The sequence below is a fragment of the Promicromonospora iranensis genome (assembly GCF_028994775.1).
GTDB classification, from domain to species: Bacteria; Actinomycetota; Actinomycetes; order Actinomycetales; family Cellulomonadaceae; genus Promicromonospora; species Promicromonospora iranensis_A.
Genome location: NZ_JAJQMN010000005.1, coordinates 440,371 through 451,826 on the forward strand (window position 1 = coordinate 440,371; position 11,456 = coordinate 451,826).

Annotated in this window: 11 protein-coding genes and 1 riboswitch; of the genes, 1 reads left to right on the forward strand and 10 read right to left on the reverse strand. The window is 73.7% G+C overall.

What is annotated here, in order from left to right; genetic code table 11:
- Positions 1–55: 55 nt before the first annotated feature.
- From ribH to fmt, 10 genes are all read right to left on the reverse strand, one after another.
- Complete coding sequence (gene ribH / locus LUU90_RS11950) at positions 56–535, reverse strand: 6,7-dimethyl-8-ribityllumazine synthase (protein WP_275003644.1); 480 nt, start codon at positions 533–535, stop codon at positions 56–58.
- Complete coding sequence (gene ribB / locus LUU90_RS11955) at positions 532–2,061, reverse strand: 3,4-dihydroxy-2-butanone-4-phosphate synthase (RefSeq protein ID WP_425596223.1); 1,530 nt, start codon at positions 2,059–2,061, stop codon at positions 532–534. Before ribB ends, ribH begins: the two co-directional genes overlap by 4 nt.
- Positions 2,062–2,084: 23 nt before the next feature.
- Positions 2,085–2,783: a riboflavin synthase gene (locus LUU90_RS11960; protein WP_275003646.1), complete on the reverse strand. Its 699-nt coding sequence runs from the start codon at positions 2,781–2,783 to the stop codon at positions 2,085–2,087.
- Complete coding sequence (ribD, locus tag LUU90_RS11965) at positions 2,783–3,904, reverse strand: bifunctional diaminohydroxyphosphoribosylaminopyrimidine deaminase/5-amino-6-(5-phosphoribosylamino)uracil reductase RibD (protein WP_275003647.1); 1,122 nt, start codon at positions 3,902–3,904, stop codon at positions 2,783–2,785. Before ribD ends, LUU90_RS11960 begins: the two co-directional genes overlap by 1 nt.
- Positions 3,905–4,023: 119 nt before the next feature.
- A riboswitch (FMN riboswitch) is annotated at positions 4,024–4,158 on the reverse strand.
- A 58-nt stretch (positions 4,159–4,216) separates the two neighbouring features.
- Positions 4,217–4,921, reverse strand: a complete 705-nt coding sequence (locus LUU90_RS11970) for a DUF2306 domain-containing protein (RefSeq protein ID WP_275003648.1) — start codon at positions 4,919–4,921, stop codon at positions 4,217–4,219.
- Between the two features lie 78 nt (positions 4,922–4,999).
- Positions 5,000–5,686, reverse strand: a complete 687-nt coding sequence (locus LUU90_RS11975; protein ID WP_275003649.1) for a response regulator — start codon at positions 5,684–5,686, stop codon at positions 5,000–5,002.
- The gene (locus LUU90_RS11980; protein WP_275003650.1) at positions 5,683–6,885 is read right to left on the reverse strand and encodes a sensor histidine kinase; all 1,203 of its coding nucleotides are present in this window, start codon (positions 6,883–6,885) and stop codon (positions 5,683–5,685) included. The genes LUU90_RS11975 and LUU90_RS11980 overlap by 4 nt, the downstream gene beginning before the upstream one ends.
- A 237-nt stretch (positions 6,886–7,122) precedes the next feature.
- Positions 7,123–7,785: a ribulose-phosphate 3-epimerase gene (gene rpe / locus LUU90_RS11985; protein WP_275003651.1), complete on the reverse strand. Its 663-nt coding sequence runs from the start codon at positions 7,783–7,785 to the stop codon at positions 7,123–7,125.
- Between the two features lie 98 nt (positions 7,786–7,883).
- Positions 7,884–9,458 carry an RsmB/NOP family class I SAM-dependent RNA methyltransferase gene (locus LUU90_RS11990; protein ID WP_275003652.1) on the reverse strand — a complete coding sequence of 525 codons (1,575 nt, stop codon included), beginning with the start codon at positions 9,456–9,458 and terminating at the stop codon, positions 7,884–7,886.
- Positions 9,455–10,423 carry a methionyl-tRNA formyltransferase gene (fmt, locus tag LUU90_RS11995; RefSeq protein WP_275003653.1) on the reverse strand — a complete coding sequence of 323 codons (969 nt, stop codon included), beginning with the start codon at positions 10,421–10,423 and terminating at the stop codon, positions 9,455–9,457. The genes LUU90_RS11990 and fmt overlap by 4 nt, the downstream gene beginning before the upstream one ends.
- Positions 10,424–10,699: 276 nt before the next feature.
- On the opposite strand from fmt, the gene LUU90_RS12000 reads away from it, so the two are divergent.
- A complete protein-coding gene (locus LUU90_RS12000; protein WP_275003654.1) occupies positions 10,700–11,443 on the forward strand; it encodes a hypothetical protein in 744 nt (247 codons plus the stop codon).
- Positions 11,444–11,456: the final 13 nt, after the last annotated feature.

The window sequence follows — 11,456 nt, forward strand, 5'->3', positions numbered from 1 at the left end:
TGTGGGGTTGTTTTTCTACGCTTGGCACACTATTAATGCTGTACGAGAGAACTGGTCAGGGAACTGCGGGCAGGAGGTCCCGCAGCGTCACCGCCGTCGCGACAGCAGCCTCCACCGCCTCCGCCCCCTTGTCCTCGGTCGACCCCTCCAGACCCGCCCGGTCCAGCGCCTGCGCCTCGTCGTCGCAGGTCAGCACGCCGAAACCGACCGGGACGCCGGTGCGGACGCTGACGTCCGTCAGACCGTTCGTCGCGGCGGAGCACACGTACTCGAAGTGCGGCGTCCCGCCCCGGATCACCACACCGAGCGCCACGACGGCGTCCGCTCCCCCGGCAGCCGCACGTGCCGCCGCGACCGGCAGCTCGAACGAACCAGGCACCCGGACCTCCGTCCAGTCCGCGCCCGACTCCCCCAGTGCCCGACGCGCGCCGGCGAGCAGCCCGCCCATCACCTGTTCGTGCCAGCTCGCCGCGACCACCACGACGCGCAGGCCCCTGCCGTCCACTGTCACCTTCGGTGCTCCAGCGCCGCTCATGCGCATGCTCCTTCGTCCTCGTTGATGCTTCGGTCGATATCCCGCAGGTCCGCGTCCACCTCTGCCAGGCCCACCTCTGTCAGACCCACGCTTGCCACGCCGGCTCCCACCAGGCCCAGCTCGACGGGCTCCAGCTTCTCGATGCGGTGCCCCATCACCACCCGCTTCGTCTCCAGGTACCGGTGGTTGTGCACACCGTGCCCCACCACGAGCGCCCGGCGCCCGACGACGTCGGTACCCGCCCCACGCAGACCCGACACCTTCTCCGGGTTGTTCGTCAGCAGCGTCACGCCGTCGAGCCCGAGGTCCGCCAGGATCGCCGACGCGGCGCCGTACTCCCGAGCGTCCACCGGCAGCCCGAGATCGACGTTCGCCTCCACCGTGTCCCGGCCGCCGTCCTGCAGCGCGTACGCCTGGATCTTCGCCGCCAGGCCGATGCCCCGGCCCTCGTGTCCCCGCAGGTACACCACGACACCGCCCTCCGCGGCGACCGCCGCCAGCGAGGCCTCCAGCTGAGGGCCGCAGTCGCACCGCAGCGAGCCGAGCGCGTCACCGGTGAGGCACTCGGAGTGCACCCGGACCAGAGAGCCGTGCACGGAGTTCGCACGCCGCGCCCCGCGTACTACGCCCCGGCCATCGCCCCGAGGGCCGGACGACGCCACGGGCGTCAGCGCCAGGTGCTCCGCGCCAGAACGGAGGTCGCGGTAGGCCACCACCCGGAAGTCCCCGTACCGCGTCGGCAGCGACGCCTCCGCCACCCGGTGTACCCGGTCGGCCGGCAGCGTGTCGGCCGCGGCCTCGCTCCCCGTCCCGGTGCCGGTCTGGCTGCCGGGCACCGGTGCAGGATCGTGCGCCTGACGCCACGCCACGAGGTCCGCGACCGTCAGCACCACGAGCCCCGTCTCCAGCGCCAGCGCACGCGCCTCGGTGAGGTGCATGACGGCGCCGTCGTCCCGGACGAGCTCGGCGATCGCGCCCACCTCGCCCAGGTCCTGTCCGGCACCGCCCGCGAGCCGCACCAGGTCCACTGCCGCTTCCGTGTGGCCCGGGCGCTCCAGGACGCCGCCGGCCCGCGCACGCAGGGGCAGTACGTGCCCGGGCCTGATCAGGTCCCGCGGGCCCGCGGCCGGGTCGCCCAGCACGCGCAGCGTCCGCGCCCGGTCGGCCCCGGAGATCCCCGTCGTCACACCCGCGGCGGCGTCCACCGACACCGTGTAGGCCGTCCCTCTCGGGTCCTCGCTCCGCTCCACCATCAGCGGCAGCTCCAGCGCGTCCGCGCGGTGCGCGGGCATCGGTGCGCACAGATAACCCGACGAGTGCCGCACCGTCCAGCCCACCCACTCGGCGGTCGCGGTGCTCGCGGCGAGCACCACGTCCACCTCGTTCTCGCGCCCCTCGTCGTCCGCGACGAGGACGGGGCGACCGGCCGCGAGCTCGGCCAGTGCCCGCTCCACCAGGCCTGTGTCCACCGCGCCTGTGTCCACCAGGCCCTCTGCCGGGCTCGCGCCCGCGGCCGCCGCGTGCATGGCGCGCACCGTGCCGCCCGCGCTCATCGTGCCGCCCCGGTCAGGTCGCCGACGACGGCCGCCCCCGGTGTACCCGCTACCGACACGCCGGCCGTCATGAGACGTTCGACGTACTTCGCGAGCACGTCCACCTCGACGTTGACCACGTCACCCGGGACCAGCCGGCCGAGGGTGGTGGCAGCGAGGGTGGTCGGGATGAGCGACACACCGAAGCCCTCGTCCGACACCCAGGTGATGGTGAGCGAGACACCGGACAGGGCCACGGAGCCCTTCTCCGCCACGTACCGGGTCACGGTGGCGGGGGCGGCGAACTCGAGGTCGTCCCAGCGCGGGCCCGGCGTGCGGCGCATCAGCGTCGCGACGCCGTCGACGTGCCCCTGGACCACGTGCCCGCCCAGCCGGCCGTTCGCGGGCAGGGCACGCTCCAGGTTGACCACGGCGCCCGGGACGAGACCGCCGAGCGAGCTGCGGCGCAGGGTCTCCGGCATCACCTCGGCGACGAACACGCCGTCCAGCACGGAGGTGACCGTGAGGCACACCCCGTCGACGGCGATCGAGTCGCCGGGGCGGGCGTCCGACGTGGCGAGCGGGCCCGCGATCGTCAGGACGGCGTCGCCTGCGGTCTCGGCCGCTACGTCGGCTCGAACGTCGGCACTGGTCTCCGCGCCCGGGCGGTCGAGCGCGACGACGGAGCCAAGCTCCTCGATGATTCCGGTGAACATCAGATCTCCTCCTTGGTGTGCCGGCTGAGCCGGCCGGGCAGAGTGGGCTGGGTGCCCTCGGCACGACGCGCGACCATGAGCATGTCGTCGCCCAGCCGGGTCACGTCCTGGGTGGTGAAGCGTGCGGCGTCGTCGATGGTGGTCACGCCGAGGTCGCCGACGGCGGACACGCCCGCCCCGAGCAGCACCGGCGCGACGTACGTGTGGAGCTCGTCGACCGCGTCGGTGGCGAGGAAGGCGGTCGCCAGCGTGGGACCACCCTCCACGAGGAGGTGGCGCACCTCGCGCTCGGCGAGCTGCCGGAGCACGATCTCGACGTCGTGCTCCGGCAGGTGGAGCAGCTCCCCGCCTGGCCCGCGCAGGCGGGCGTCGTCGGGCACCGGGCGGCGGCCGACCACCACCCGCAGCGGCTGGTGCTCGAACAGGCTGCCGTCAACGGTCCTCGCCGTGAGGGTCGGGTCGTCGGCAAGCGCGGTCCCCGAACCGACCGCTATCGCGTCGACCTGCGCACGGATCGTGTGGGCGTGGGCACGCGCCTGCGGGCCGGTGATCCAGCGGCTCGTCCCGTCCTGGGCGGCGACGCGACCGTCGAGGCTGGTGGCGAGCTTGAGGGTCACGTAGGGGCGACCGGTCCGGACCGCGTGCAGCCACGTCCGGAGCAGCTCCTCCCCCTGGTCGGCGAGGATCCCGGTCGTCACCTCGATCCCGGCGGCACGGAGCCGGTCGGCACCGCCCGTCGCGACGGGGTTGGGATCGGCGACCGCGACGTGCACCGCGGCGACACCGGCCTCGATCAGGGCATCGGCGCACGGCCCCGTGCGGCCGTGGTGGGCGCACGGTTCGAGCGTGACGACCGCCGTCGTGCCGCGCGGGTCGATGCCGCGGGAGCGAGCGTCGGCGAGTGCCGCCGCCTCCGCGTGCGGGGTGCCCGCGCCCCGGTGGAAGCCCTGGGCGACCGTACGACCGCCCGGGTCCAGGAGGACGCAGCCGACGCGCGGGTTCGGGCCGTACGGGGGGCCCTGGGCGGCCAGCGCGAGCGCGCGGCGCATGGCGGTCTCGACGTGCGTTTCCACGGGTGTGGTCGCGTGTGCCGCGGCGCGGCCCTGTGGTGCCTGGGTCATGCATTCCTCCCCCGAGCTTCGGCGCTCCGGGGTGGACGACGGGAACGCGGACGAGGCCGACCGGCCCTGCCCGCGCGCACGACGTCACGGCGTCGCACGTCCCAGGGGACGGCGCCGCCGCACGTGCTTCCTCCCATCCGGACTTTCACCGTCGGTCCTGGAGTTTCACCAGATCAACCGGTCCTCCTTGCGGAGGACGCGGGTCGCGGACTGTCACCGCCGGCTCGGAATTACACCGACCCCGGAGCACGTGTGTGCGTACTGCTGCTTGCCAGCATGCCACAAGTCACGAAGCCGTCGACATGGCTTGCGTCACACCCGGCCCGACGCCCGGCCCGACGCCCGGCCCGTCATCCGGCCCGTCATCCGGCGCCGACGGATCACCCACTCGGCGAATGCCGCGTTGATCACCCAGGCAGCTGTCATGAGCACCGTGTTCGTGACCAGATCCGGCGTGCCCGCGACCACGACGTACGGACCGAGCAGCAGCGCCTGCGTCCCGGCGCCCATGGCCAGCGCGTACGCCCGCACCATCCACGCCCGGTGCGCCACGAAGTCGCGTCGCAGCGCAGCACGCACCCCCAGGACCAGTGCCGCCACCATCACGACGCCGACCACGTAGCGAACTCCGTTGACCACCACGGTGTCCTTGGCGGGCAGGTCGTAGAACGCGGTCATCCAGAGCCCGGTCAGCGCGGTACCGAGGCCGGCGGGGAACAGGACGCGACCCGCCAGCCGGTGCCAGCTGCGCCTCCGCAGGCTCGGGACGAACTGGAACGCACCGAGCATGCTGTAGACCGTCACGCAGACGATGTGCACCAGCACCGGGATCGGCTGGGTCACGAAGCGGGCGTTCTCCGGGGTGAGCGCCGGGTCGGCGGCCAGCTCGGAGACGCGGACGGCGCCGCCGAGTGCCGGGATGATGGCCAGCAGGAGGAGCCCCGCGGGGACCAGCCACTCGCGGCGGCTGGTGGGCTTGGTCGTCACCTGGGATGTCGTCACCTGGGATGTCGTCATGGTGAGAGCCTGCTTTGCCGGCCACCTGCAGGTCATGGGCCTGCGGACCGGTCTCGCCCTGGCCGAAAGTACGAGGCGTCAGGGCCGCCGGGCGGACCGCCCGGGGCGGACGCGCCCGGTGTCGTACGCCCAGAGGGCCACCTCCACGCGGTTGCGCGCACCCAGCTTGGTCATCAGGTTCGCGACGTGCGACTTCACCGTGCTGAGCGTGACGAACAGCTCGCGCGCGATCTCGGTGTTGGTGCGCCCGCCGGCCACCGCCAGCAGGACCTCCTCCTCACGTGCGGTGAGCGGGTCCAGCGGCTGGGCGGCGACGTCGAGCGGACCGGCGTCGGCGAACGCGCGCAGGAGCCGCGTGGTGACGCTCGGGGCGATCAGGGCGTCTCCGGACGCGGCGGCCCGGATCGCCTGGGCCAGGAGCGCCGGACCGGCGTCCTTGAGCAGGAAGCCGCGAGCACCGGCCCGCAGGGCGGCGTACACGTACTCGTCCAGGTCGAACGTGGTGATCACGACGACGGCGAGCGGGTCGGCCACGTCGGGGCCCGCGAGCAGCCGGGTGGCCTCGATGCCGTCGACGTCCGGCATGCGGATGTCGAGCAGGCTGACGTCGGGGCGCAGCCGCCGTGCGAGCTCGACGGCGGCGCGGCCGTCGGCGGCCTGCCCCACGACCTCGATGCCCTCCTGGGCGTTCAGGATCATGGTGAGGCCCGTGCGGACGATCTCCTGGTCGTCGGCCACGAGGATCCTGATGTCCCCGGTCGTCATGCTGCGCTGCCCGTCATGCCGCCCGTCATGCCGCCCGTCATGCCGCCCGACAGCGGGAGCACCGCCTCGACCGTCCAGCCGCGGGCGCCGGGCCCGGCCGCGAGCGTGCCGCCCAGCAGCGCCGCACGCTCGCGCATCCCGGCCAGCCCGTACCCGTCACGGCTGGGCGGCACGGGCGCGCCGCCGTCGTCGGACACCCGGAGCCGGACCGAAGCCTCCTCGACCGTGACGCGGACCGCGATCCGGGTGGCGCCCCTGGCGTGCCGACGCGCGTTCGTGACCGACTCCTGCGCGATGCGCTGCACCGCGCCGCCCACGGCCGCCGACACCCGCGCGGGGTCGCCCTCCACGTCGACCTCGACACGTGGGGTGGTGGGGTCAGCGAGACGTTCGACGTCGGCCAGGGAAGGGCCGGGCGCGAGGTCGTCGGTGTCGGCGGCATGCTGGTCGGCACGCCCGTCGCGCTGCTCGGGGCGGAGCTCGTCCGACCGCAGGACGCGGACCAGCGTGCGCATCTCGGCCAGCGCACGGGAGGCCTGCTCCTCGATCACCCGCAGGGCGTCAGCCGCGGCACCTGGATCGGTCTGCGACACGGCGAGCCCGGCCTGGGCCCGCACCGCGACGGCCGAGATGTGGTGCCCGACGACGTCGTGCAGGTCCCTGGCCAACCGCTCCCGCTCGAGCAGCACCATGCGCTCGCGTTCGCGCCGTCGCGCGCCGGACCGGTACCGGAGCGCCAGGCCGAGCGCGAACATCGAGCCGAGGATCAGGCAGCCGAGGCCCACGTCAGCGAGCGTGAGGAAGCCGAGCGCCGCGTTCCACCCCATCTTCGCGAGGACGACCGCCCCGCCGAGCACCATCGCCCGCCCGCTCCCCCACCGGAACAGCGCGTACGCCAGCACGAGCATGAAGACGTTCGAGACGAAGTCCAGCTCGCGCCCGAGCACCAGCTCCGGCACCGCAGAGGCCCCGAACGCGACGGCGACCACCGGCAGCGGGTGCGTCCGGCGCCACAGCAGCGTCGGCGCGAGCACGACGACGGTGGCGAGCTCCAGCCAGCGGCCCGACACGTCCGACCGCGTGATCCCCTCGATCACCGCCCCGGACACGACGACGGCGACGAGCACCCAGTCCCGCCACACCCGCACGGGCGGATCGACGGGCCGCGGTTCGTCCCAGACCGATCGGATGACGGACACGGGCTCATGCTACGAGGGCCAGGGACTCCGCCGGATCAGGCGAAAGTACGAGCCGGGCTCCCCTTTCCAGGCCTGTGGTGCGGGTGATGCCGGAGCCAGGAATGGAGGGTGACGCGCTTGGCACACTTTTTTAGCAGCGAAGAGGCGACGGAACATCGCAGCGGTCGGCTCCGATCCAGCGATCCCGGATGGTGCCGCCCTGGGTGCGGACCGGACTCCTTGATCGAAGCCGACCCCTCAGTGGGTGTGCTTGCTCGCCAGCGCGCGGAGCGTCGCGATCTCGGCCGGGATGTCCTCGGCCCCGTACACTGCCGAACCCGCCACGAAGACGTTCGCCCCGGCGTCGGCCGCCCGTTCGATGGTCTCCCGGGACACTCCCCCGTCGACCTGAATCCACACGTCGAGACCGGACTCGCTCACGGCCTCGCGGGCACGCCGGATCTTCGGCAGCGTGCCCTCGATGAACGACTGGCCGCCGAACCCGGGCTCCACGGTCATCACGAGGATCATGTCGACCTCCGCGAGCAGGTCGAGGTAGGGCTCCACCGGCGTCGCCGGGCGGAGCGCCACGCCCGCCCGCGACCCGAGCTTCCGCAGCTCCCGTGCCAGGCGCACCGGTGCCTGCGCCGCCTCCGCGTGGAAGGTGACGGACGCCGCCCCCGCCTCGGCGAACGCGGGTGCCCACCGGTCCGGGTTCTCGATCATGAGGTGGGCGTCGAGCGGGATCGGCGACACCTTCGCGAGCCGCTCGAAGATCGGCAGGCCCAGCGTCAGATTGGGCACGAAATGGTTGTCCATGACGTCGACGTGCGCGTAGTCGGCGTCGGCGATCCGGCCGAGGTCGCGCTCCAGGTTCGCGAAGTCGGCGGACAGGATGCTCGGGGCGATGAGGGCTGCCATGATGCCAGCGTAGAGCGCGATTCTCCGCGCCACCCAACCGTCACCCGACCCAGACGGCGTGGATGTTTCGTCCGGACGAGCTACCCGGTCCGGACGAGCTACACCGTGCGGCGCAGCAGCGTCAGGTGCATCGCGTCCGTCCCGTGCACGTGCGGCCACAGCTGCACGTCGTCCCGGTCCGCCAGGGGGATCTCCTCGGTGACGCCTCCGGCGCTGACCACGGACCGCACGGCCGCGGGCGTGTCGAGCCGCTCGACGTCGTCGCGCTTCTTCAGCACGTCGGACACCACCAGCTGCGTCTCGGCGATGTGCGGCGAGCAGGTCACGTAGGCCACCACTCCCCCGGGCCGGACGGCGTCCAGCGCGGAGGCGAGCAGCTCGCGCTGCAACCCGGTGAGCGCGGCAAGGTCGGACGGCGTCCGCCGCCACCGGCTCTCGGGCCGACGGCGCAGCGCGCCCAGCCCGGTGCACGGCGCGTCGACGAGCACACGGTCGTAGACGCCGGGCTCGTCGGCCCCGACGTCCCGTCCGTCGCCGGTCCGCACCTCCTCGACCGTGCCCTCCGGGATGGCCGCCAGGGCGCCCGCGACGAGGCGGGCGCGGTGGGGCGCCACCTCGTTGGCGACCAGCGTCGCGCCGCGCCGGGCGGCCAGCGCGGCGAGCAGCGCCGCCTTGCCGCCCGGTCCGGCGCACAGGTCGAGCCAGCGCTCGTCCCGCCCGTCCAGGGGCGCGTCGGCGAGGGCGAGGGTCACCAGCTGCGAGCCCTCGTCCTGCACGCCGGCGAGGCCCTCCCGGACCGCGGGCACCCCGCCCGGGTCCGAACCCTCCAGGCGGAGCGCGGTCGGCGCCCAGCGGCCGGCGACCAGCTCGGCGTCGCCCCACGCGGTCTCGTCGGAGACGTCGACCAGGCCCGGCCGCGCCACCAGGGTGACGCGCGGCGACACGTTGTCGGCGGCCAGCAGGTCGGCGATCTCGCCGACGTCGCGCCCGTTGCCGGCCAGTGCCTCACGCATGGCCCGAACGATCCACATCGGGTGCGACTCGGTCGCCGCGAGGCCCGCCAGGGTGTCGGGAGCCTCCTGGGTGAGCACCGACAGCCACTCGTCGAGCGAACGTTCCGACACCCGGCGCAGCACCGCGTTCACCATCTGCGCGGGCCCCGCGCCCACGCGGTTGCGGGCGAGCCCGACCGTCTCGGAGACGGCGGCGTGCACGGGCACCCGCATGCCGAGGACCTGGTGGGCGCCGAGGCGCAGGACGTCGAGCAGGGCCGGGTCCAGTCCGGGCAGCGGGCGATCCACACAGGTCGCCAGAATCGCGTCGTACCGGCCGCGCAGACGCAGCGTGCCGTAGGTGAGCTCGGTCGCGAAGCCGGCGTCACGCCCGCGGATGTGGCGCTCACGCAGGAGAGGGGGCAGCACGAGGTTCGCGTACGCGTCCGACTCGTCGACCTCGCGCAGCACGTCGAAAGCGGCCATGCGGGCCGGGTCGGTGCGCTTGCGACGCTCCGACGGCGCCTGCGACGTGCGCGACCGGTCGCCGCCCCGGGACCGCGACGCCGACCGCTGCCGTCCCGCTGAGTTGCGCCGGTCGTCGTCGAAGCTCCGGCCGCCCTCGCGGGCTCCGCCGTCGCGCGAACCGCCCTCGCGCGAGCCACCCTCGAAGCCGCTCATGCGGAGACCCCCGTCGCGCCGGCCGTGGCAGCGCCCAGCACAAGACCCGCCTCGACGAGCGGGCGTCCGCCGCCGCGCGCCCAGTCTGGCGCGGGCATCGCCTTCTTCCCGACGGGCCGCACGTCGCCGAGGGCGACGGCGTGCGTGGCCGTGCCGACCAGCACCTCGTGCTTCAGCGCCCGTACCTCGCCCGGCCGCAGGTCGGTGACCTCGGGGTGCGGTGAGACGGGCCCGAGGCCCAGCCGGGTACCGTCCGGCAGCACGGTCCACGCGCCAGGCGCAGGCGTGCAGCCCCGCACCAGGCGGTCGACGGCGAGCGCCGGGTCGGTCCACGTCACGCGTGCGTCGTCGGTGGTGAGCTTGGGGGCGACGGAGACGCCGTCGGCGGGCTGCGGCTGGGGCTGGAGGGTGCCGTCCTCGAGTGCGTCGAGGGTGGCGACGAGAAGCTCGGCGCCGGAGGTCGCGAGCCGGCCGAGGAGGTCGCCGGAGGTGTCGGTGGGGCGGATGGTCTCGGTGGCCGTGCCGAGCACGGGGCCGGTGTCCATGCCCTCGTCGAGCAGGAAGGTGGTGGCGCCCGTGACCTCGTCGCCGGCGATCACGGCGCGCTGGACCGGCGCGGCGCCGCGCCAGGCGGGCAGCACCGAGAAGTGCAGGTTGATCCAGCCGAGGCGGGGCACCGCCAGGACGGCCGGGCGCAGGATGTGCCCGTAGGCGACGACCGGTGCGGCGTCGATCTCCAGGCCGCGCAGCCGCTCGACGAACTCGTCGCCGCGCGGGACGTCCGTGATGACGGGGATCCCGGCCTCCTCGGCGCGGGACCGCACCGGGCTCGGCGTGAGCTTGCGGCCGCGGCCCGACGGCGCGTCGGCGCGGGTCAGGACGGCCACCACGTCATGGCGCGAGCCGATCAGGGCCTCCAGGGAGGCGACGGCGGGTTCGGGGGTTCCTGCGAAGAGAAGACGCACCTGGTCAGTTTAGGTGTGCGTCCTCGGCGGGGCCGCCTCGGCCTCCGGCTGCCCGACGTCGGATGGGTCACCCTCGGCGGACGATCCGGCGGTCGATGCTCGCCGTCGTGCGACGAGCACCACCCGCCCCGCGGCGACGGGGACCGCGAGCGCCGTCGTGGGCGGTCCGGAGGATGAGCGGTCTGGAGGATGATCAGCCCCTGCTCCACGAGCAGGTTGCAAGCACCGTGTCCTTCGGCACAGAGACGCAGTAGCACCCTGACCGGTCGGAGGACCATGATGCGTCGAACCGTGCTCGTCCCCCGGGCGGTCGCTCTGCTCACCGGTGGCTTGCTCACCGGTGGATTGCTCACCGGTGGCTTGCTCGTTGGTTGCGCCGCGGGTCCCGACAGCGCCGCCGGCTGCGGCACCGGCACAGGGGCACGCGCGGGCGAAGCCGGCTTCGCCGAGGTGCTTGCTCTGTCCGCACCGACCGCCGACTATGCCTGGTACCCCGAGACGGTGACCGCCGCTCTGCCGTCGGTCACGTACGCCGGGGGCGGTGTAGAGGAAGCGCACGCCTCCGAGCTGGCCGCCGTCGGCAGGTTCACCGGTTGGGAGGAGGGTGAACAGGAGTATGAGACGGTCCGGATGATCACCCTGACGTTCGAGGTGGACGAGGTCGTCGATGCCCTGGGTGACCTGGCCGGGCTCGAAAGCACAGCCGTCAGGGTCCACGTCGGCGTCAACGCGTGCGCGGACGTCGGCCGCGTGGCCGACGAGCTCGTCGAGCTGGACGATGTGGTGCTGTTCCTGAACCACGTGGGTCCCGAGTCCTGGCCGCCGCCGGAGTGGGAAAACGTCTACGGCGGCGCCTTCCTGGGCGACGTGCGGGACGACGGAACGGTCGCCTGGCCCGTCGCCGACGCGATCAGGGCGCACAACCCTGCTGACGCCTACCCGGAGGCCGACGCGGCCACGCTGGACGAGCTCAGGGCAGCGGCGACAAAGGAACGCACCGTCGACATCTCGACGTCCTGACGTCTCCGTGCAC

Excerpts from the sequence above, each read along its gene's own strand:
- ribH (WP_275003644.1), bottom strand. The coding sequence starts at position 535 with ATGAGCGGCGCTGGAGCACCGAAGGTGACAGTGGACGGCAGGGGCCTG.
- ribB (WP_425596223.1), bottom strand. The coding sequence starts at position 2,061 with ATGCACGCGGCGGCCGCGGGCGCGAGCCCGGCAGAGGGCCTGGTGGAC.
- LUU90_RS11960 (WP_275003646.1), bottom strand. The coding sequence starts at position 2,783 with ATGTTCACCGGAATCATCGAGGAGCTTGGCTCCGTCGTCGCGCTCGAC.
- ribD (WP_275003647.1), bottom strand. The coding sequence starts at position 3,904 with ATGACCCAGGCACCACAGGGCCGCGCCGCGGCACACGCGACCACACCC.
- LUU90_RS11970 (WP_275003648.1), bottom strand. The coding sequence starts at position 4,921 with ATGACGACATCCCAGGTGACGACATCCCAGGTGACGACCAAGCCCACC.
- LUU90_RS11975 (WP_275003649.1), bottom strand. The coding sequence starts at position 5,686 with ATGACGACCGGGGACATCAGGATCCTCGTGGCCGACGACCAGGAGATC.
- rpe (WP_275003651.1), bottom strand. The coding sequence starts at position 7,785 with ATGGCAGCCCTCATCGCCCCGAGCATCCTGTCCGCCGACTTCGCGAAC.
- LUU90_RS11990 (WP_275003652.1), bottom strand. The coding sequence starts at position 9,458 with ATGAGCGGCTTCGAGGGTGGCTCGCGCGAGGGCGGTTCGCGCGACGGC.
- LUU90_RS12000 (WP_275003654.1), top strand. The coding sequence starts at position 10,700 with ATGATGCGTCGAACCGTGCTCGTCCCCCGGGCGGTCGCTCTGCTCACC.